Origin of the sequence: Pseudoalteromonas obscura, from assembly GCF_030135505.1 — a bacterium.
GTDB classification, from domain to species: domain Bacteria; phylum Pseudomonadota; class Gammaproteobacteria; order Enterobacterales; family Alteromonadaceae; genus Pseudoalteromonas; species Pseudoalteromonas obscura.
Genome location: NZ_JASJUT010000009.1, coordinates 165,155 through 187,012 on the forward strand (window position 1 = coordinate 165,155; position 21,858 = coordinate 187,012).

At 44.1% G+C, this 21,858-nt stretch carries 22 protein-coding genes and 1 riboswitch; of the genes, 9 read left to right on the forward strand and 13 right to left on the reverse strand.

Annotated features, from left to right (window positions below):
• The first annotated feature begins 98 nt into the window (after positions 1-98).
• A complete protein-coding gene (gene ubiK, locus QNM18_RS18985; protein WP_023397713.1) occupies positions 99-362 on the forward strand; it encodes a ubiquinone biosynthesis accessory factor UbiK in 264 nt (87 codons plus the stop codon).
• Between the two features lie 49 nt (positions 363-411).
• On the opposite strand, the gene can is transcribed toward ubiK, so the two are convergent.
• The 8 genes from can to ilvG form a co-directional block, all read right to left on the reverse strand.
• Positions 412-1,104, reverse strand: a complete 693-nt coding sequence (gene can / locus QNM18_RS18990) for a carbonate dehydratase (RefSeq protein WP_211012956.1) — start codon at positions 1,102-1,104, stop codon at positions 412-414.
• Positions 1,105-1,118: 14 nt separating this feature from the next.
• Complete coding sequence (locus QNM18_RS18995; RefSeq protein WP_284138132.1) at positions 1,119-2,303, reverse strand: methyltransferase; 1,185 nt, start codon at positions 2,301-2,303, stop codon at positions 1,119-1,121.
• Positions 2,304-2,379: 76 nt separating this feature from the next.
• Positions 2,380-3,429 (reverse strand): ABC transporter substrate-binding protein, encoded by a 1,050-nt coding sequence (locus QNM18_RS19000; protein ID WP_284138133.1) that lies wholly within the window; start codon positions 3,427-3,429, stop codon positions 2,380-2,382.
• 70 nt (positions 3,430-3,499) lie between these two features.
• Positions 3,500-5,041, reverse strand: a complete 1,542-nt coding sequence (ilvA, locus tag QNM18_RS19005) for a threonine ammonia-lyase, biosynthetic (RefSeq protein WP_284138134.1) — start codon at positions 5,039-5,041, stop codon at positions 3,500-3,502.
• 2 nt (positions 5,042-5,043) lie between these two features.
• A complete protein-coding gene (gene ilvD, locus QNM18_RS19010; protein WP_211012952.1) occupies positions 5,044-6,900 on the reverse strand; it encodes a dihydroxy-acid dehydratase in 1,857 nt (618 codons plus the stop codon).
• A gap of 74 nt (positions 6,901-6,974) precedes the next feature.
• Positions 6,975-7,898 (reverse strand): branched-chain amino acid transaminase, encoded by a 924-nt coding sequence (locus QNM18_RS19015; RefSeq protein ID WP_284138135.1) that lies wholly within the window; start codon positions 7,896-7,898, stop codon positions 6,975-6,977.
• 20 nt (positions 7,899-7,918) lie between these two features.
• Complete coding sequence (gene ilvM, locus QNM18_RS19020) at positions 7,919-8,161, reverse strand: acetolactate synthase 2 small subunit (RefSeq protein ID WP_023397706.1); 243 nt, start codon at positions 8,159-8,161, stop codon at positions 7,919-7,921.
• Positions 8,158-9,807, reverse strand: a complete 1,650-nt coding sequence (gene ilvG, locus QNM18_RS19025) for an acetolactate synthase 2 catalytic subunit (RefSeq protein WP_284138174.1) — start codon at positions 9,805-9,807, stop codon at positions 8,158-8,160. Before ilvG ends, ilvM begins: the two co-directional genes overlap by 4 nt.
• Before the next feature lie 516 nt (positions 9,808-10,323).
• Here ilvG and QNM18_RS19030 point away from each other — a divergent pair.
• Positions 10,324-11,202, forward strand: coding sequence for a TraB/GumN family protein (locus QNM18_RS19030; protein WP_284138136.1), 879 nt, complete (start codon positions 10,324-10,326; stop codon positions 11,200-11,202).
• A gap of 89 nt (positions 11,203-11,291) precedes the next feature.
• Here QNM18_RS19030 and QNM18_RS19035 read toward each other — a convergent pair whose 3' ends face one another.
• A complete protein-coding gene (locus QNM18_RS19035) occupies positions 11,292-12,962 on the reverse strand; it encodes a response regulator (RefSeq protein WP_284138137.1) in 1,671 nt (556 codons plus the stop codon).
• Between the two features lie 259 nt (positions 12,963-13,221).
• Positions 13,222-13,398, forward strand: a riboswitch (Lysine riboswitch).
• A gap of 118 nt (positions 13,399-13,516) precedes the next feature.
• Here QNM18_RS19035 and dapA point away from each other — a divergent pair.
• The 5 genes from dapA (at position 13,517) to QNM18_RS19060 (ending at position 17,878) form a co-directional block, all read left to right on the forward strand.
• Positions 13,517-14,401, forward strand: coding sequence for a 4-hydroxy-tetrahydrodipicolinate synthase (dapA, locus tag QNM18_RS19040; RefSeq protein WP_211012993.1), 885 nt, complete (start codon positions 13,517-13,519; stop codon positions 14,399-14,401).
• A gap of 10 nt (positions 14,402-14,411) precedes the next feature.
• Entirely contained in the window at positions 14,412-15,152 is a 741-nt protein-coding gene (locus QNM18_RS19045; RefSeq protein WP_023397701.1) for a 2,3,4,5-tetrahydropyridine-2,6-dicarboxylate N-succinyltransferase, read from the forward strand.
• Complete coding sequence (locus tag QNM18_RS19050) at positions 15,152-16,357, forward strand: PLP-dependent decarboxylase (protein ID WP_284138138.1); 1,206 nt, start codon at positions 15,152-15,154, stop codon at positions 16,355-16,357. The genes QNM18_RS19045 and QNM18_RS19050 overlap by 1 nt, the downstream gene beginning before the upstream one ends.
• Before the next feature lie 2 nt (positions 16,358-16,359).
• On the forward strand, positions 16,360-17,472 hold the full coding sequence (locus QNM18_RS19055) for a succinylglutamate desuccinylase/aspartoacylase family protein (protein WP_284138139.1): 1,113 nt from the start codon (positions 16,360-16,362) through the stop codon (positions 17,470-17,472).
• A gap of 205 nt (positions 17,473-17,677) precedes the next feature.
• Positions 17,678-17,878, forward strand: a complete 201-nt coding sequence (locus tag QNM18_RS19060; RefSeq protein ID WP_211012947.1) for a hypothetical protein — start codon at positions 17,678-17,680, stop codon at positions 17,876-17,878.
• A gap of 68 nt (positions 17,879-17,946) precedes the next feature.
• On the opposite strand, the gene trpS is transcribed toward QNM18_RS19060, so the two are convergent.
• The 3 genes from trpS to rpe are packed head-to-tail and all read right to left on the reverse strand — an operon-like array spanning position 17,947 to position 20,323.
• On the reverse strand, positions 17,947-18,951 hold the full coding sequence (gene trpS, locus QNM18_RS19065) for a tryptophan--tRNA ligase (RefSeq protein WP_211012946.1): 1,005 nt from the start codon (positions 18,949-18,951) through the stop codon (positions 17,947-17,949).
• Positions 18,952-18,965: 14 nt separating this feature from the next.
• Positions 18,966-19,634 carry an HAD family hydrolase gene (locus QNM18_RS19070; RefSeq protein ID WP_284138140.1) on the reverse strand — a complete coding sequence of 223 codons (669 nt, stop codon included), beginning with the start codon at positions 19,632-19,634 and terminating at the stop codon, positions 18,966-18,968.
• Positions 19,634-20,323 carry a ribulose-phosphate 3-epimerase gene (gene rpe, locus QNM18_RS19075; protein WP_211012944.1) on the reverse strand — a complete coding sequence of 230 codons (690 nt, stop codon included), beginning with the start codon at positions 20,321-20,323 and terminating at the stop codon, positions 19,634-19,636. The genes QNM18_RS19070 and rpe overlap by 1 nt, the downstream gene beginning before the upstream one ends.
• A 172-nt stretch (positions 20,324-20,495) precedes the next feature.
• On the opposite strand from rpe, the gene QNM18_RS19080 reads away from it, so the two are divergent.
• Positions 20,496-20,789, forward strand: a complete 294-nt coding sequence (locus QNM18_RS19080; protein ID WP_211012943.1) for a hypothetical protein — start codon at positions 20,496-20,498, stop codon at positions 20,787-20,789.
• A 25-nt stretch (positions 20,790-20,814) separates the two neighbouring features.
• Positions 20,815-21,009 carry a DUF2970 domain-containing protein gene (locus QNM18_RS19085; protein WP_284138175.1) on the forward strand — a complete coding sequence of 65 codons (195 nt, stop codon included), beginning with the start codon at positions 20,815-20,817 and terminating at the stop codon, positions 21,007-21,009.
• Here the strand turns inward: QNM18_RS19085 and QNM18_RS19090 are convergent.
• Complete coding sequence (locus QNM18_RS19090) at positions 21,003-21,851, reverse strand: Dam family site-specific DNA-(adenine-N6)-methyltransferase (RefSeq protein ID WP_284138141.1); 849 nt, start codon at positions 21,849-21,851, stop codon at positions 21,003-21,005. The genes QNM18_RS19085 and QNM18_RS19090 overlap by 7 nt on opposite strands.
• Positions 21,852-21,858 lie beyond the last annotated feature (7 nt).

The following is a 21,858-nucleotide window of genomic DNA, read 5'->3' on the forward strand; positions in this document are numbered from 1 at the left end:
CTACGCGGTTTATCCCGGCTCCAAGCGCACTAAAATACTTTTATAGAGCCAACGGTTTACGGTAAGATAACCGCAATAACTAGCTATAAGGCACTGACATGATAAACCCAGCAAAGATCGAAGAGATCGCAAAGCAGATCTCAAGTAACATGCCACAAGGTGTGCGTAATTTAGCAGAAACATTTGAAGCGAAAACCAAACAAGCCATTCAAACGAAATTGACAGAAATGGACTTTGTAAGTCGTGAAGAATTTGATATTCAAAGTAAAGTTTTAATCAGAACACGTGAAAAGCTAACTGAATTAGAAGCCAAAGTTGCCGAGTTAGAAGCTAGGCTGGAAAAGCAAAACGACGCAGAATAATCACTTCATGTAGACAAGCACACAATTCTGTGTGCTTATAACCAATCGATTAGCCCGCTTGTTGATCTCCGCGATCAACGTACCGGGTCACCAATGACAGTAGTGCTTGCTCATAGCTTGATGACAAGCCTGGGTCTGAGCTAACGCCAGGGACTAGTTCATGTAATAACCCATCTTCAAGTCCGTATACCCAGCCATGCACTTCTAGCTTTTGTCCTCTGTGCCATGCATCTTGCACAATGCTTGTGCGGCATACATTACGAACTTGTTCTATGACATTGAGCTCACACAAAACGTCACTGCGCACAGAGGCGTTGACTTCTCGCAATACTGCTTGATGCTTCTCTTTGATATCAACAACATGCCTAAGCCAGTTGTCGATCAGCCCAAACTTGGCCCCGTCCAATGCAGCCTTAACTCCACCACACCCATAGTGCCCAACAACCATGATATGACTCACCTTCAAAACTTCTACAGCGTATTGCATGACAGATAGACAATTGTGATCCGTATGTACAACCACATTCGCGACGTTGCGATGTACGAATAACTCGCCAGGAAGTAAGTCAACGATCTCATTGGCTGGTACTCTGGAATCAGAGCAGCCGATCCATAAATAATCTGGGTTTTGTTGCATCGACAACGTTTTGAAGAACTCTGGATCGCGTAATTGTGTACGCTCAGCCCACTGACGATTATTTTCCAGCAAGTGCGCTAGATGACTTTTTTGTTGTTGGCACATATCTATCCCCTTATCTACTGGCGCTTTGTTGCCTGTATCAATAAATTCCTTGGTGTCAGTGACTTTTCACAGAACTGTTCAAGTGTCACATCATACCCAGCAGCTTGTAAATATAACACTCTATCTAGCACTAGCCACAATTCAATTGCACGCCTAAAACCGTGGCGAACTAGCTCGATGCGCTCAGTGACTTTTTGCCGTTTTTGAGCCTGAGCCAAATAATGTTGGTAGTCAATTTTTTGGGGCAGCTCTAGTCCTTTTTGTTCTGCCGCCCAGTGACAAAATTCGTGAAATTCACCAGAGAATATTGCTTTATTAACTGAAGGCACACTAACATAATTGGTACTGTGTGTAATATCACGCCTCAGCGCATCAAAGGCTAATCGCCATAAAACTTCTTTTTTACGCACTTTTGCTACGCGAGAAGGCGCGGTAACCGTTTCTTGTAGTGCAAGTTTCATATCGTTGTGTGTTAATAGCAGTTTACTCTGCTTACCCACGTCACTCATGGCCTGATATTCATCACTGGTGAACAAGTGATAACAACATGGCGACAAACTTATTTTTTCACAACCTACCTGTGTAGCTTCATGCATAAAGTTCTGATGCAACTTACCACATGCATGCAGTGCGACTGCGTGCTGGCGTGGTTTAAAGTGATGACCTACGGGTTCTGTCAAGACATTCGCACAGTGGAATGTCATCGCTAACTTTTGATGAACGGCACTGTGCGCGCCCTGCTCACACAAATGCGCCTGCAGCTCTATACTATCAACATATGGAACCCCTTGATAAGCTAATATCCGACCCAAATGCCCTTTACCTGCGCACCACTCTAATATGGGCAGTTCTCGCTCATTGAGCGCAGCGACAAAGTCTTGCAGCTGTCCAACTTTACGCCCTTTAATACCGTTACTTAACCAAAATGGGAGTTCTGGACGGTCCCGAAGTGGCATATTAATTTTCGTTAATTCACTGATCTGCGTCAGTTGAGGAATATGCGCTGACAACGCATGCTGCAGTGCTGTTTGGTCCCTATCCAATGCACTCAACGTGGCTTCATCAAGTTGCAATAGGTAATCATCCAATTCTGGCCACGGCGTTGTCAGGTGATCAAAAGCCAATAGCTGCCAGTATTGTCGGGTTTCATAGAGTAGTCTATCCAGTGACTGAAAATGCGAAGTGTAAGAGGAGATCATAAGCAATAGAGGTTACTTCAAGTCACGCTATTGTAATCTATCCGAGACAGATTAGAAAATCTTCAAGCCTTCATAATCAATCTTGCAAACTATAGCTTTTCCGCTGTAATACTAAACTAATGTACATTGGCACACACAAAATGCTTAACACGATGGCTAGGATCAACATCCAAGACCAATTAATTTCTGTTTTACTGCTATCTGAATACAAAAAAGCACTCTTGTGCTCATGGAAACTTATAAGGTCCAGATGGTACAACTGCGCGATCCACTGCCATCTCGCCAATGACATGTTGCCAACAGGGATCCCTGGCGCCTTAATAAAAGGAAGTAATTTGTCCGCCTCATTGGCCAGTTCTTCATAACTTTTTTGCTTAGCATATAGTTTAGTGATCTGCAGTGCTTCATCTAAGTTTGCCAGCGCGTATCGCCACCCTCGCAAACTGGCACTACGAAATTTCGCTACCAACTCAGGCCGATACGTGTATACGTCTTCAGAAGTAAACAATATATCCGCATACACATTGATACCATAATGCTTAGGACAGATCTGCCTTGTCGCTATACCCTGCTGCGCCATTTTGAACGGTTCATTGGAAATATATACTTGCAACGCATCAAACTTGCCCATTTTAAAATCCTGCAAAGGAGACATGCCAGAATAAATTGGTAATTGGCTTACATCTATACCTGCCCGCTCCAAAATGAGCACAAGTTCAGCGCCTTCGGAACGACCTAAGTGACTAATTCTTTTACCTTGAAAATCCTTAGGCGAATAAATATTACTATCGGCGTGTACCATCCAGCAGTAGGGTGAAGATTGAAACACCGCAGCAAGTGCGACGAGCGGTTTTCCTGACATACGCTGTTCTAACAAGCCTGAATGTGTCACGCCAAATTGTGCCTGACCGGTGAGTACTTTAAATTGTTCATCAGGTTGGTGCATTTGAGCTGGCATGATATTGACATCTAGCCCAGCCTCCCGATAAAAGCCTTTTTGCTTCGCAACATAGTAACCTGCAAATTGAAACTGATGCACCCATTTCAGTTGCAGTGTTACAGGCTCTAGCACCGTGGCATATACACTTCCACAAACAAATATAAGTAAAATGAGGCAACGGAGCATAAGCTATCCTTAGTCTGTCTATATTGAATATAGAAGGCTAAGGACAGAAAAGACAGTCAGGGCATTAAACTCAACTCACTTTGCGAGCGTAGTCCTGATCTGATTTGAGGTATTGACTAAAACAGGGGTTGTTAGTTTCATCTTGATAGTCATAACCCAAGCGGCACAAGTGCTCTTCAAATTTTGCATGATCTTGCGGAGCCATTTCAAACCCAGCTAAAACATGCCCTTTTGCAGCGCCATGATTACGATAGTGGAATAGAGTAATATTCCACTCACAACCTAGCATCTCTAAAAACCTCAATAATGCACCTGGGTACTCTGGGAACTCAAAGCGTAACAACCTTTCTTGAATAGCCACAGGCGGTTTTCCACCAACCATATATCGAATATGTAACTTAGCCAACTCATTGTCTGATAAGTCGGTAAACTCATATTCATTCTCTTCTAAACTGGCTTTTAACTCTTGTAACTCTTCTTCCGCGCTGCGCAGCCCTATCCCAACAAAGATCTGGGCCTTATTGCCTCCGGCAAATCGATAATTAAACTCTGTAATTGAACGCCCACCAAGCGTATTGCAAAACTGCTTAAAACTCCCTTTTCGTTCATCTATGGTTACGCCTAGAAGCGCTTCACTTTTTGCACCAAGGGCAGTTCGCTCTGCAATATAGCGCAACCGGTCAAAATTGAGATTTGCCCCCGATAATACAGCTGCCAATGACATTGATGACTGAGAGTGCGTGGCGCTCCATTTCTTTAATCCCGCTAGGGCAACCGCCCCTGAAGGCTCAGCAATGGCGCGCGTTTCGATAAAGATATCTTGCACTGCCGCACAGATCTCATCTGTTGTCACCAGCATCACTTCATCACAATATGTTTGTGCTAGCCGAAAGGTTTCCTCTCCAATACGCTTGACAGCAATACCATCGGCAAAACACCCGACTTGTTCTAACTCAACGGGTTCGCCTTGCTCCATTGCTGCGTACAAACAAGCACTTTCCGTGGCTTCAACACCGATAACACGAATATCCGGACGCAGGGACTTTATATATACTGCCATTCCCGCCAACAGTCCGCCTCCCCCCACAGGGATAAATACAACATCCAGTTTATCTAGCTGTTGCATCATTTCTCGTGCCACCGTGCCCTGTCCAACAATCACATCTTTGTCGTCAAATGGTGGTACAAACACACCGCCTTGTTGCTGGCACAACGTTTGTGCATGGGCATTCGCCGCATCAAAGTGGTGACCATGCAAAACAACATGTCCCCCCATATTCCTCACTGCGTTAACCTTAATTTCAGGCGTAGTCACAGGCATCACAATGGTTGCTTTGTGCCCCAAGTGCGCAGCACTCAGAGCCACTCCCTGAGCATGGTTCCCCGCAGATGCGGTGATCACATGCGAGTTTTCAGGGAGTTGGCGCAACTTATTAAATGCGCCTCTGAGTTTAAATGAATAAACAGGCTGCTGATCTTCACGCTTTAGCCAAACTTGATGGTTGAGCCGTTCAGACAACCCTTTTAAGTGACTCACATCCGTTTGCTTCACCAATGGTGCCATATTTGCCTGAATAATAGCCCTAAAGTAGTCTAGCTCTTGTGCCACCATAGCTAACTGAGCTCCTCTAATTTTTCCAGGTCTCTTACCGCGCCTTTATCAGCACTGGTTGCCAATAGCGCATATGCTTTTAATGCAGGTGTTACCACACGCTCGCGATTAAGCGGTTTATAGGCTTCTTTACCTCGTGCGCTTTGCTTTTCACGGCGCAGAGTTAATTCGGTATCATCCAATAACACATCAATTGAACGAGTGTGAATGTTAATCGCTATAAGATCGCCATTTTCTACTAGCGCTAATGTCCCTTCACTTGCTGCTTCCGGTGATACATGACCAATCGACAAGCCTGATGTACCACCAGAAAAACGTCCATCCGTTAAGAGCGCACAATCTTTATCTAATCCCATTGATTTCAGGTAACTAGTTGGGTACAGCATTTCTTGCATCCCAGGTCCACCTTTTGGACCTTCGTAGCGGATCAAGACGACATCACCTTTTTTGACATCGCCGCCTAAGATCCCTTCTACCGCATCATCTTGAGATTCATACACTACCGCAGGCCCAGTAAACTCAAGCATTTCATCAACCACACCCGCACTTTTCACAATGCAGCCGTCTGGTGCTAAGTTACCAGTTAAAACCGCCAAACCACCGTCTTGACGAAATGCATGTTCGGCACTGCGAATACACCCGCCCTCGCGGTCCAAATCTAGTGTATCCCAGCGATACTCTTGGCTCATCGCTGTTGTTGTACGGATCCCCGCAGGGCCAGCACGATAGAATGTTTGAGCCTTTTCATTTGTGCTGTCATTGGCATCCCAACGCGCCAATACCTCACCGAGTGTGCCACCAGCAACATGACCGACAGAAAGATCTAATTTCCCGGCTTTTGCCAATTCATTTAAAATCGCCATAATGCCACCTGCTCGGTGTACATCTTCAATGTGATATTGCTGAGTCGCCGGTGCAACTTTGCATAAGAATGGCGTATTTCGCGACAGCTGATCGATATCTGCCATATCAAAATCGACCCCAGCTTCTTGTGCAGCAGCTAAAATGTGCAGTACCGTGTTTGATGAACCGCCCATTGCAATATCCAGCGTCATTGCGTTGTTAAAAGCGGCTTGGTTGGCAATATTTCTCGGTAACACTGAGTCATTGTCTTGTTGGTAATACTCATCACATAGCGCGACAATGCGTTTTGCTGCGCCATCATATAGTTGTCTTCTATCTTTGTGCGTCGCAAGTGTTGTGCCGTTACCAGGCAAAGCCAGTCCAAGAGACTCAAGAAGACAGTTCATTGAATTCGCAGTAAACATACCTGAACAAGAGCCACATGTTGGGCAAGCAGAACGCTCAACTTGATCTGAATCTTCATCGCTCACAGTTGGATCGGCACCTTTTACCATCGCATCGACCAAATCGAGCTTCAAGTCGATATCTGCCAAGCGGGTTTTGCCCGCTTCCATTGGTCCACCTGAGACAAAAATTACTGGAATATTAAGCCTTAGAGCCGCCAACAACATACCTGGGGTAATTTTGTCACAGTTTGATATGCAGACCATTGCATCGGCACAGTGTGCGTTCACCATATATTCAACAGAGTCAGCTATCAGGTCTCGCGAGGGCAAAGAATACAACATACCTCCATGACCCATAGCGATCCCATCATCAATGGCTATCGTATTAAACTCGCGCGGCACACCGCCTGCTTCCCTGATGGCATCAGCCATCAAGTCACTGAGCTGATTAAGGTGTACATGACCAGGTACGAATTGTGTGTATGAATTGACTACCGCAATCATCGGTTTGTGAAAATCTTCGTCTGTCATTCCTGTCGCACGCCATAGTGCTCTCGCGCCTGCACGTTTGCGACCCTCAGTCGTTGTTTTACTTCGTAACTTAGCCATGTCTACCCCTCTTTCTCAATTCTACCGATGCGCGGTAGTACCTCATTCCCAAAAAATAATTAACCTACAACGTTTTAGCTATTCACGTAATCTAGCCAACCCTCTGGGTCTTTTGATTGCCCTTTAACTAAATCAAAATAAGCCTGCTGTAACTCCGCTGTGATAGGTCCGCGTTTACCCGCACCAACTTGGATCTTATCAACGCTGCGTACAGGAACTACTTCTGCTGCGGTTCCTACCATGAAAAACTCATCAGCCAAGTACAACGCTTCACGAGCAATCGGCTCTTCTCTAACTTCATAGCCACGTTCTTTTGCTAAATGAATAATGGTATCGCGGGTTAAGCCAGGTAATATACACGCTGTAGTTGGTGGTGTATAAAGCACGCCCTTTCTAACCATAAAGAGGTTTTCACCCGCACCTTCACTTAAGTAACCATTCACATCCAATGCAATACCTTCTACATAGCCATTGCGTTTAGCTTCACCTGAAATCAACTGTGAAGAAAGGTAATTACCCCCTGCTTTTGCAGCCGTTGGCATGGTGTTTGGTGCAAGACGACTCCAAGACGAAACGCACACATCTACTCCTTCAGCTAAGCTGTCTTCACCTAGATATGCCCCCCACTCCATTGCTGCGACAGTAACGTCAGCAATATGTGATTTAGGGTTAAGTCCCAGCCCGACATGGCCTAGAAACGCAAATGGTCTCAAGTAAGCATTGCTGAATCCATTTTCTTTGACCGCCTGCTTACACGCTGCTTTAACCTCTTCTTGAGAAAACGGGATCTCCATGCGGTAAATTTTCGCGGAATCAAACAAGCGTTGAATATGATCGTCCAAGCGAAATATGGCAGGACCATTTGGCGTATCATATGCTCTGATCCCTTCGAATACCGAGCTACCATAATGTAGTGCATGGCTCAAAACATGCGTTTTCGCCTCTTGGTAAGGGATCATTTCACCGTTGTGCCAAATAAGTTCTGATGTTTGTGTCATTCTTTAAAACCTTAATATTGTTATATTGCCTGCTGCTGTAATGTATGCAAATCAACCGACTGCACATCCACTAGCTTATTTAATTGTGATGTTAATAGATAGATAGGTTTCTCACTATCTACTGTCATTTTGACGAGAAACAACTCATCCTGCCCCTCTAACTGCAATTGCATTAGACGAAATCCACGGTGTCGAGCCACACGTAGAAAACGCTCAACAGCAACGCTTTGATTTTTTACAGCCACAGTTAATTGATGTTTCATTGTGTGTTCTCCGTTAACATTTCATCATTTGCCGCACCCGGCGGTACAAGAGGCCAAACATTTTCTTTATCATCAATACAGGCATGTAAAATGTAAGGACCTGAGCTATTTACTAGTTTTTCAATTGCATCGTCTACTTCTGATGCATGGGTGATAGTTTGCCCTGGGATCCCAAACACAGCGGCCAACTGCACGAAGTCAGGGTTATCTGACAAGTTTGTTTCGCTGTATCGCGCCGAGAAAAATAACTCTTGCCACTGTCTCACCATACCCAGTCTTTGGTTGTCTAGAATAACTATCTTGACGGCAAGGTTATTTCTTCTGATAGTCGCTAACTCTTGGATATTCATCATGATTGAACCGTCGCCTGAAACCGTGATAACCATGTTGTCCGGACGCGCGATTTTCGCCCCAATTGCCGCTGGCAGGCCAAATCCCATAGTACCAGCGCCACCGCTGCTAAGATGGTTGCTCGGATGGCTAAATTTCATATGCTGTGCAACCCACATTTGATGCTGACCCACATCGCAACAAACAACTGTATCTTGAGGTACATCATGGCTCAGTTTATTCAGCAAATAAGGCGCAAAAACTTTCTCTCCAGGGTAGTCATATCGCCAAGCATACTCTCGCTGCATATGGCTGATATGCGCACGCCAATCCGCAGGTGCTAAAACGCCCTGTAATAAAGGCAAAGAGACAGTTAAATCAGCCACCAATGAAGCCGCTGCTGGCTTGCGCTTGCCAATTTCAGCAGCATCAATATCTAAGTGGATCACTTTCGCTTTGGCGGCAAATTTGGCTAGATTTCCCGTCACTCGATCATCAAATCGCGCACCGATACACACCAGTAAGTCACATTCTTGCACAGCTAAATTTGCCGCCTTTGTCCCGTGCATACCCAGCATGCCCAAGTCGTATTCGTATTCAGGTAAAACACTGCCGAGCGCTTTCAAAGTAGATACTGCAGGCATCTGAGTTTGCTCCAAAAATGCCATCAATGCTGGTTGCGCATCAGCGCTATGAACGCCGCCACCGACATACGCCACTGGCTTTGAGGCTTTTTTCAACAGCTCATTGGCCAATGCTAGATCATTTAATATCGATGCTTCTTGTGCTTGAGTGTCTGCACTCCAAGGAGAAAAAGGCACTAGCGCTTGTTGAATATCTTTTGGAATATCAACTAATACGGGCCCAGGTCTTCCTGATACCGCTAAGTGCATCGCCTGTTGCAGTACTTCAGCCAAATCCTCTGCGCGCTCTACCATAAAACTATGTTTCGTACACGATAAAGACATCCCTAAAACATCAACCTCTTGGAACGCATCAGAACCAATTGCCGCAGTAGGAACTTGCCCAGTGATTGCCAAAAGCGGAACCGAGTCCATCATTGCATCAGCCAGTGCAGTCACTAAATTCGTTGCGCCAGGCCCCGAAGTAGCAAAACAAACACCTAACTTACCAGTGCTGCGTGCATAGCCAACTGCCGCAAACCCTGCTCCTTGCTCATGGCGAGTTAAATAATGCTTGAGTGGCGCACCATACAACGCATCGTAAATCGGCATAATTGCCCCGCCTGGGTAGCCGAATACGTCTGAGATACCCTGTTTAACAAGGATATCGATTACCATTTGTGCGCCTGTCATTGTTTTGCTCATTGCCCTTTGCTCTGTTTTTTTGCCCTAAAACGAAAAAGCCCCCCGAACTTTTCAGTGCGGGGGGCTTTTAGCTGATTCTTTTCTTACAGCACTACAAAGCCCCCGCGGTAATAATAATCACCACGTTGATAATCACGACTAGTAGCTTTGCTGTTAGTAACATAAATCCAAATCCAAAAAATTGTACTGTGCTTGATTGCATTCTCTGGCAGACAAATACTGTCTGCGTGTTCTTATTCTATTAGTAACCTGCGACAGGCGACATGTCAACCATAAAAACTATGCCACTTCACTGTTTAAAAATGCAAATAAAGAAATAAAAAACCCAAAAACAACACATTCCAAGTATATTTATCCAAAGCAACAGAGGCAAACTTACATAAGGGTAAACTACCTCAATATATCGAAGACAATTATGCATATCAGATTTCTGTATTAATTTTTTGTGATTTACTTATTCAATTGATTATGATGTTTAATCCAAGACATAAAAGGACCACTGCAGTGAAACACATTTCGTTTTTTAAATTAGTCTCGTCATTTTGCTTGTTGCTATTTTTTAGCACACTAAGTCAAGCTGCTCCAGCACTGTGGAGCGTAGAAAAAAATGAGGTGACTTCCTATTTATTCGGTACTGTTCATGTTGGTGATCCCAGTATGCAAGGTTTGCCTGACAAGGTTAAAAGTGCCATCGAGCAGTCTGAAAATACCGTTGTAGAACTCAATATGAGTGCACTGTCGCCATTTGAAATTCAGAACAAAACAGCCGCATTTATAGCCAACTCCAATAGCCGTCCATTGCCACAAGCCGTATCCCAAAAAGTTTATAAACAACTCGAAACCTATTTTACCAAGCGGGGGATCAATATCGCACTATTCAACAGTACGCCAGCGTGGGCTGTCATCCTCACAATTGTGCAGCTTGAATATCAAAAGGCGGGATTAACTGATACGTATGGCATAGATAAACAAGTTATTGCACACGCTATTAAACATAAAAAAAACATCAAAGAGCTAGAGCTATTTGAGCAACAATTAGAAATGTTCAGCCAGATCGCGATTATGAGTGATGAGATGGTGACACAAACCCTCTCCCAAATGCGAGAAGCTGATGACTTTATTAAAGATATGATAGAAGCCTGGAAAACGGGCGACGATGCTATATTGAGCAAGTATTACGAGCTGAGCTTTGATGATTCCAAATATGCACGACTTGCTGAACAAGTACTAGTGATTGAGCGCAACCATACTTGGGTCCGTACTCTGCTCCCCGACATGAGTAAAACATCGCATTTTATTGCTGTAGGCGCACTGCACTTACCCAAACAACATGGCTTGATTGAATTACTAAAAGCACAGGGCTTTATAGTCAAGAGAATATAAATTGATAGGTGTAAGAATACCTTACACCTAACCCTTTAATCTACCAAAAACATGCCGCCACGTACTGTAACCTCCTTGAAAACCAATAATCAAGACAGTGAGTCGTTCACGACCGAGGGGGTTATTAGCAGTTCGACTTTTTCTCGTAAGGTTTTTAAATCAACGGGCTTAAATAAGTGGGCGTTCGCTCCTAATTCATACACTCTATTGATAGCCTGCTCTGTGGTATTTGCGGTAAGTACCAATATGGGCAACTCTAATCCAAGGTTATGACGGATCATCTTTATTGCTGTGAAACCATCCATCACAGGCATATTCAAATCCATCAATACCAAACTAAACTCTTGCTTTTGTAACTCAGATAGCGCTTCTTGCCCGTTTACTACATGTATCACTGACAGGCCCAACTTTTCTAATAATGTCACAACAACACGTGCATTTAGTAAGTTGTCCTCCACCAACAGAGCCGGGTTTTCTCTACTCAACTCAAACGGTGTCAATGCAGCAGATTTAGCCACTTTCACAGGGATCTCTAATAATACCTGGGTACCGGTTGGTATATTTTCCGTAAAGCTCATTTCACCACCGAGCATATTGATAATGAGCTGCGCGCGAGTAAGCCCCAACTGCATTCCTTGATAATTTTCCTCTTCATCAATTTTGGCTTGGGTTTGGTTAATACCCGGTCCCGTATCTGTTATCAGGCAGTGAAAGATGGCTTCTTCTTCACACCTTTGGTGACAATCCGCTTCTAGCCTCACTTCTCCGTATTCAGTGTACTTCACGGCATTGTCCAATATTTGCCCAACCAACCAAGCCAAACGATTGTGATCACATTCGACAACTTGTGACAAACCAGCCCCTAAGTCCGTTGTAAAACTTAGCGATTTCTGCTGCATAAGCGGTTTATAAATTGCTAACGAGTGAGATAAAGTATCAAACAGACAAGCGGTTTTATTGTCTAACTTAATTTCTTTATTCTCTGACAGCACATTGTAGTCATCTATTGCTGAGAGCAGAATATTAAGCTGCTTTGCTGCGTGTTCGACAACCTCTAGGTGAGCAGGTTGAGCTGATTCTTTAAACAGTGCCAGATATCCCATAACGGCTTGCAGCGGCGTACGCATCTCATGGCTTGCTCGTGCCAAAAATTCACTCTTACTGCGCTTTAGACGATTGGCTTCAATGCGTAGTGTCTGAAGCCGTGTAATTTTCTTCTGAATGCTTTTTTCCATCGGATAGAAAATCCAACGCGCTTCGATAATGAGGATCATGAGCCCAAAAAGCCAAATGAATAGCTCAACATTTTGCAGCTTCTTTACTTTGTTAGTAGCTACTAACTCATGTAGCGTAACCGCCTGATCTAGCGCAATTAAAAGTTCGTTAGCTCGGGATTGAACTTGGATCAACTTTTCTACTTTCAAATTGCCGACAAGGGCAAGGCTGTGCGCAGTTTTGACTAAATCAATGTACTCTTCAACCCGAGTTGCCAAAGCAACCGGAGGTTGAAAATAAAACTGTTGTAGATCAGAAGATAAGTGAGCATAGCGCCCACCCGACTTTGCTAATAAAAAAGCTTGGTTTTCAGCCATTTTATCTAATGCATCACGCAGCATTTGCTGTTCATCAAACGTACCTGGATGCTCGCGTATGTACTCAGCACCTAATAATAACGCCGCTTTTTGCGACAGCATTCTCTGCATCCCTGCCGTATTGATCACGTACGTACTGGCAGCTTGTTGAGATAATAGTATCTGCATAGTTGCCATCGCTGTTGTGATGACAATGACCATAATAGAAATCGCTAAAATGTACCTGAAGCGAAATGTTTTCAATATCTTAAGCAACCGGCTGCCTCCGTGTTTGGTGCAAAATAATAGAGATAAAATTGAGCTGCATACAAACAGAAGTGTAGCTTAATTTCAGTCTTTTACAGATTGGAGCTTGACACCTAGACGGCCAAAATGTTTCAATCCCGTCTGACCCTATTATCGCAAAGTAGCTGTAATGGCTATTTTGAGGGCTGGAAGAGGTGCGTTATTCAGGTAGCTAAATTGAGGAGAGCAAACTCCGATGACATTTAGTGAGGGGAATTAACGCCGAGAAGAAATCATCTTTGCTAATTGATTTTTTCGGGCGCATGGGCTGAATCCCAGCGACTGTCACCAACATATTTGGTGGAGAGCTTCTGGTCTTAGAAAGATAAGGCCATGCCTTATGCTGTTTTAAGTCCATTGCTCTTCGAATTTTAATTGTTCGGAAGCTGGATTTGCACTTCAAGTCACCTTCCGAGCTGCATTTAAGTTCGGTAGAGATGAAATCTAAATACAACTTATCTGACTACCCGTTATGGACAGCGCTTGTTACGCCGTTCGACGATAACAACCACGTTGATTTTCAAACGTTAGCGCAGCTAGTACTTGCACAACAACAAGCTGGTAATGGCATACTTTTACTCGGTAGTACCGGTGAAGGGCTTGCACTTTCACAGCAAGAGCAGCGTGACATAGTGCGTTATGTTTGTGAACTGTCGCCAACGGTCCCATTGATGGTTGCTATTGGCGGCCATGATCTTGCGTTACAACTCGACTGGGTTGAATTTTGCAACACCCAACCGATCGATGCCTTTTTGGTTGGCTCACCGCTCTACGCGAAGCCAGGTAACGTGGGTCTGACACACTGGTTTAAAACACTATTGGATGCCAGTGATCGCCCATGTATGTTGTACAACGTTCCTGGACGCAGCGCTGTTTCAATAAGTCCAAATGTTATTGAAAATCTTGCTTCCCATCCCAAACTATGGGCGCTCAAAGAAGCCAGTGGTGATATTGCTACCTTTGAATCTTTCCGTAAAGCATCACCTGATCTCGCTATTTATAGTGGAGACGATGGATTGATGCCGTACTTTGCACAAGCGGGAGCGGCCGGCCTTGTCTCTGTTGCAGCCAATGCTTGGCCTCAGCAAACAGCCGAGTTTGTAAAGCGCTCGCTTGCTGGCACGTTTCCAAATTTATTTACCACTTGGACAGACGCGGTAAACAGCTTATTTAGCGTAGCCAACCCGATCCCCGTCAAGGTCTTAATGCACTTGCAAGGACAGCTGGCTTCGCCGCGTCTTCGCCCACCACTGACCCACTTGGAGCTCAGTGATACAACGTTTATCAAAACCGCAAATTCAACTATTTTATCTTGGAGTTAAGGAAGTATACATGAGCTGGTTAACCCTATTAAACAACCTAGAAAATGGCACTGTTCGTGCAGCGACACAGGACGAACAAGGCAACTGGCATGCCAATGTCGAGGTCAAAGAAGGTATCTTAGAAGCTTTCAGAAACGGCACAAATACAGAATATCCAGGCGGCTTTGTCGACAAAGATAACTTAGCACCTCAAGGATTCGCAGCTGAAGCCGGTGTGAGAATGGTCCCAGGTGGAAGCAGTGTTCGACGCGGTGCATACGTCGCTTCAGGCACAATAATTATGCCACCAGCTTACGTTAATATCGGTGCGTATATCGATGAAGGTACTATGGTAGATAGCCATGCGTTGGTTGGCTCCTGTGCACAAATTGGTAAAAATGTACATCTCAGCGCGGCCGTACAGGTAGGCGGAGTATTAGAGCCTGTCGGGGCAAGCCCAGTGGTTGTAGAAGACGATGCTTTCATTGGCGCTGGTTGCGTTTTGGTTGAAGGCGTTGTAGTGAAAAAAGGTGCTGTATTAGCGCCAGGAGTTCGCCTCTCGGCAAGTATTCCCGTGTACGACTGTGTTAACGAAAGGGTGTTGGAAAAAGGCGAAGCAATCCCTGAAAATGCCATTGTGATCCCTGGCTCTCGTCCTGCGAATGGTGAATGGGCGCAACAGCAGGGTCTGAGCTTATCCTGTGCTCTTATCGTCAAATACCGCGATGAGCAAAGTGACGCAGCCCTTGAGTTAGAAGAGGTGCTTCGCTAATGCCAGCTTTGAGTACGCCAGTAAAAACAGCGATTTCTGATCTGGTACAGAACCAGCACGAACCGTTCTATTTTTACGACTTAGATGCGTTGCACGCTCATTTAACACAATTAACTGAACAAACCGTTGTGAAACTTTGGTATGCAGTCAAAGCAAACCCATTGTCTAGTATCATTCAAACATTAGATCAAGCAGGGTTTGATTTTGACGTTGCCAGTAGTGGTGAATTGCAACAGGTTTTAGCGCAAGGTATCAATGCTAACCGCGTACTCAATACAGGACCAGCTAAGTCCAAACGCCAAATTGAAGAATTCTTAAGCTTAGGTGTAACCACCTTTGTAGCGGAAAGCCTCAATCAGGTTGCTTGGCTGCAAGATGCAGCCAAGCGTCATAAAATCCAATTACGTATCTTGCTACGCATTCAGTTGCGCTGGCCTGATAATGAAAAAAATCCATTAGGCGGAGATAGCTTAACGCCATTTGGTTTAGGAACACAGGAGTGGTCATCTCTATCTATCAGTGAATATGATCATTTGGATTTTGTCGGTCTGCATATCTTCCAGTGGGGTAATATGTTAGACGCAGAGAAATTAGCTTCCCTCTGGCAGCAAATGATTGACCCCCTCGTCACCTTAGCCGAACAGCTAGATATTAATTTGCGTGTTTTAGATTTAGGTGGAGGCTTGGGGATTCCATACGCCGCATCTCAATCAGCGATTGATTGGAGTGTAATTTTAGACAGCTTAGAAAACATTAAGAAACAAGCTAATGTTGATGAGTTATGGATGGAATTAGGTAGATATGCCGTGGGTGAATGCGGCTATTACGTTAATCCTGTCGTGGAACAAAAGCGCAACTACAGTAGCAATCAGTTGATATTAGCGGGCGGCATAAATCATATTTTACGACCAGCAGTAACCACACAGGCATTTCCTGCCGAACTGTTACGTGACAGTACATCTACGCCAAAGACGTTTACCCTGCACGGTCCGCTATGCACAGCCTTAGATCACTTGGGAGAGCACACACTACCAGGCGATATAACCGAGCAAGACTGGATTGTATTTAGTCAATGTGGTGCCTATGGTTTCACTGAAAGCATGCCCTACTTTCTCTGCCATACATTGCCAAGCGAGTACACCTACCAGTCCGGCCAAACCCGCTGTGTTAGACCACCACTGACACCACAGAATTATTTGAGGTAACAATGAATCAGATAGCCCAAACATCCATTCAAGTAGCAGAGCTGGCGAATGGCCAAGCTTTGTCTATTCCTGTGTTTACTGTTGGTGATCGAAACAAAGGGCCCAAAGTCTACATTCAAGCAAATATGCATGGCGCCGAAGTACAGGGCAATGCCGTGATTTATGCCTTACTAGAAAAACTAAAAACAGTTCAGCTTAATGGTTCAATTACCTTGGTCCCCTATGCAAATCCGATTGGCTGTAATCAAAAGTCAGGAGAGTTTACACTGGGCCGCTTCGACCCCATCACGGGAGAGAATTGGAATCGCCTATATCATGATCATACTCATCTGGTCGTCGACTTTGCTGCAAAGTACGTTGATGCTTCAGAGCAGGTGATCCGCAGTGAATTTAAACAGCTATTAATTAGTAAAACGGATGAGATACTTGCCCAACCGTTGCACCAGCTCAAAACTGGCAAGCGCATTGCGGTTAATCTTCAGCGCCTTGCTCATGAGGCTGACTTAGTCCTTGATTTACATACGGGGCCAATCTCTTCAAAACATTTGTACTGTCCAGAATATGCACAAGCGAGCGCCAAATACTTTGACATCCCTCACACCCTACTGATACCTAATGAATTTGATGGTGCGATGGACGAAGCTTGTTTTTGCCCTTGGTGGCAACTCAGTGAAGCGTTCAGCGCACTGGGTAGAGAGATTACAACGACAAATGAAGCATTTACTGTAGAGCTTGGATCTCAGGAGCACATTGACCTGAGCGAAGCACAACAAGATGCTGATAGTCTTCTGAGCTACCTGACTCATAAAGAAGTTATCCTAGATAGCACATACCAACCTAAACCAATACAGCGATACGCCTGCTATTTGCAAGACTACGTGGCTTTTTACGCCCCGATAGGCGGTATGGTGGAATACCAAGCAGCGCTTGGTGCGCATATTAAAGCCGGCGAGACACTCGTCAATATTTTGCGCATGGACAAGTATGCGCAAGGTGAAGCATTAAACCCGATTACGTTTGATCGTGATGCCATCGCCATATTGCACTTTGCTTCAGCAAGCGTAAACCAAGGTACCGAACTGTATAAGTTATTTACTAATTACTTTGAACTATAAAAAATTGCGTGAGAGTAGGTAGGTCTGAGACTTACTTGCTAAGGTGTGGTGACATGGTCGCCACCCTTTTTTCAATTTTTCACCATATCTCTCGTACCTGCCACCTTTAGAATTCCTTTTGCGTATTTGAATTTATCTCACTTTACAAGTGGTTTAATTTTAAACAGCCTATTGGCTCGTAAATGCAGATTTTTAAAAGGAGATAATGATGAAAATGCAAATAAATAAAAAGCACCTAAAAACCCTGTCACAAGATAAACAATTACTACCTAATGAAAATACGCCCCATGTAGCAGGCGGTACGGGATCATGGCCAACACCTGCAACCACTACAGTTAGACAGAGAACTTGCCCGACTGGCGATGCTTGTAAGACTAATCAGGGGATCTACTGCGTTACACGCTAGACTCCCTTTAAAAGTAAAAAAGCCACCGTGTGCACACGGTGGCTTTTTTATTATTTACACTCAGTAGGCTATGGACGAGGAATAAACCCTAAAGCGTCATAAACCGATTTCAGTGTTTTTTCAGCACGCTCACCTGCTTTTTCTGCACCACTGCGCATAATATTTTCAAGTAGCGCCTGATCAGATCTAATTTCTTTAAAACGCGCTTGGATTGGCGTTAGCATTTCAACCACAGCAGCAGCCGTATCCTTTTTCAAGTGGCCATACATTTTATCTTCATATTCTGGCACAAGTGCTTCTACTGAACGGCCTGTTGCAACCGATAGTAAAGTGAGCAGGTTAGATACACCGGGTTTCTCCTGACGGTCAAAATAAATACGCGCCTGTTCGTCCGAGTCCGTCACAGCTTTTTTGAGCTTTTTCTCAATCTTTTTTGGTTCATCTAATAGCAAGACAAACGCATTGGGATTGTCATCAGACTTTGACATCTTTTTCAATGGATCTTGCAAGCTCATAACACGCGCGCCTAGCTCTGGAATATAAGGCTCTGGTACCTTAAATACATCACCATAAATATTGTTGAAACGCGTCGCAATGTCACGAGTAAGCTCTAAGTGTTGCTTCTGATCTTCACCTACCGGTACTTGATCTGCTTGATATAATAAAATATCGGCAGCTTGTAACACTGGATATGAAAATAAACCTACGTTGACATTGTTCGCATGCTTCGACGACTTGTCTTTGAACTGGGTCATGCGATTCAATTCACCCATTTGTGCATAACAGTTTAGTACCCAGCCTAACTGTGCATGCTCAGGCACTTGAGATTGTACAAATAATGCAGATTTCTCTGGGTCGATACCACATGCAGTGTACATAGCAATACCATCTAATACGCGCTCGCGCAAAGCTGCTGGGTCTTGGCGCACTGTAATCGCGTGAAGATCAACTAACATAAAGAAACAATCGTGATCCTCTTGTAGCTTAAGCCACTGGTTTATGGCACCTACGTAATTGCCTATTGTCATACCACCGGTTGGCTGAATGCCACTTAATACTACTGGTTTTGTCATCTTGTTCCTTTATCTCAATTATGGTTTGTTAAAATGGGAATTATATCTGAGAACTGCTCACAGAGGTACTGTGGATTAAATTGCGAGAGTGCTTCCCCTTGATTATACCCATAGTTCAAAGCGATCACAGGTATCTCCGCGCTGTGGGCCGCTAAAATATCACTTTTTGAATCACCTATCATAATTGCTTGAGAAGCGCTCACACCGAGCTGCTCACACGCTAGCTTAAGCAATTGTGGATCTGGTTTTTTGTTTCCATCATCACCACATACAATAACATCAAAATGCTTGGCAATGTTAAGCTTTTGCAAAAGTTGTAATGTAAATGCTCTATCTTTATTTGTCACTAATGCTTTTGGCACATTGCCGAGTTCATATAGACCTATTTCTACACCTGGGTATAGCTCGGCATACTCACCCACTAATTGTTGATAGTGCGCTTTAAATCTCTCCGTTGCTTGTTTTACAAGCGTAGCTGAGAGGTCAGGATTAATGTCACTATCACAGCTCAGTCCACGTTGGACGAGTGTATCTATGCCATTTCCGACCCATAGCTGTACCTGCTTGTATGAAACTACTGGAAAAGCAACATCTGATAGCGCTAAATTGAGCGCTAAGTGCATATCTTGAATACTGTTGACTAAGGTGCCATCAAGATCGAGTAAAACTCCCTGAATATTCATTACCTTACCTTAGCAAGCTCTTGACGCATCGCATCAATTACCGATTTATAGTCCGGTTGATTAAAGATGGCTGATCCTGCCACAAACATATCTGCGCCTGCTGCTGCAATTTGCGCAATATTGTCTACTTTGACACCACCATCAACCTCCAAACGAATTTTTTTGCCTGACGCCTCAATACGCTCTCTGACTTGTTTTAGTTTATCGAGTGTATTGGGAATAAAGCTTTGCCCACCAAAGCCAGGGTTTACTGACATTAATAATATTTGATCAACTTTGTCCATAACATAGTCAAGACAATGCAACGGCGTAGCAGGGTTAAGTACCAGACCGGCCTCACACCCCTGCTCCTTTATCAAAGCAAGACTGCGGTCAACATGCTCACTCGCCTCTGGGTGAAATGTAATGATATCAGCCCCCGCTTTGGCAAAGCTTGGGATCAACGCATCTACCGGTTTTATCATTAAATGCACATCAATTGGCGCAGTAATACCATAGTTTCTTAGTGCCTCACAGATCATTGGCCCAAATGTCAGGTTTGGTACATAATGATTATCCATCACATCAAAATGCACGACGTCTGCACCTGCATTAATTACTTTTTCAACATCGCTACCTAGACGTGCGAAGTCGGCTGACAAAATAGATGGTGCAATTAGAAATTCAGGTTGTGCATTTACTGAAGACATGAGTTCCCCTTAAAGTTAGCTTCCGCCGCTACTTTAACTCAAATTGTCCGGAAATACACGAGCAAGCAATGGCCAATTTGCGAGCAACTTACAGAGAAAAGAGATAAACTGATTGTTTAATAAATATCCATAGTGTACTATTTAAGGATAGCTAATCGCTGAGGGGATAGTTATGGTAACATGGCTTCAAACACGGACGGTATTGTTGGCAATCGCAGCTGTGGTTTCGGTAGGTGTATTTTCATTTGGAGATGACGATATTGAAACTGCGCAGTTTAGTCAGTGTGAGTGTGTCGACTCAACTTACAATTACAATGAACAGCACTGCAAACGCGAAGCACATACAAGTTGGTATGCGTGGTTAACTGGTGGTAGCAGCAATGCACAGTTTCACTACCTAGACTTATTAGAGCTCTTAATTGGCTCTGATGACCAACAAGACAGTTCGAGCATTTCTAAAATTTAATTGACAGCATAAAGGACGCATCATGATGGTTTTCTTAAGCATCTTTCAAAGCGTCCTCGCTGCTATGTTTGGCGTACAAAGCCACAAAAAATATCACCACGACTTCAAGAGCAATCACTTTTGGCCATACGCCGTTATCGGAACCCTTTTCGTAGTTATGTTCGTTGTTTTCTTAATTTTTCTTGTTAATGGCGTTATTGCTACCGCACAAAGTCAGTAATTACGCGATGGTTGTGCACTGTACAGCGCCATCAGCTCATTGACTTTATTGCGCCCATTACCTTTTGGACTGATTGTTCTTTTTACTTGGATTACATCCAGTTGCGCTTCACTGTATATTTTTCTCGTCCATACAGTTTCATGATTTGAGATAAGCACTGGTTTGTTGTTATCAAATGCCGCACGCTCAGCTAGGTTTGCCAGTTGGGCTTGATCATCGAGGTTAAACCCACCCTTTGCATAGCTTGTAAAAGAGGCTGTTTTGCTCAGTGGTACATAGGGAGGATCACAATAAATCACTGAGTTTTTAGGTAGCTGTTTAAACACTTGCTCATAGCTTAAACAGGTGAAGGTTGCATTTTGAGCCTTCTCTGCAAAGTGGTATAACTCATTTTCCGGAAAGTAGGGCTTTTTGTATTTACCAAAGGGCACATTGAATATCCCCTTTAAATTATATCGACACAGCCCATTGTAGCCATGGCGATTCATATACAGAAATAAAATAGCCCGCTCATAGACATCAACGCACTCGTTAAATTGCTGACGATATTCATAGTAAGCATCTGCACAGTTATTTTGTTCAACAAACAACTTTTTCGCATCTGCGATAAATTCATCAGGTGCACGCTGAATTTCTTTATACAAGTTAATTAAATCGGCATTAATGTCATTCAACACATAACGCTTGAAGTCACTATTTAAAAACACAGAGCCAGCACCTACAAAAGGCTCAACCAAAGTTTCTGCCTCACTGTTTGCACTGCGCAATCGTTTAGTGATTTCCTCCACTAAACTATATTTTCCGCCCGCCCATTTAAGAAAGGCTCTGGTTTTTTTCTGCATGATCGAT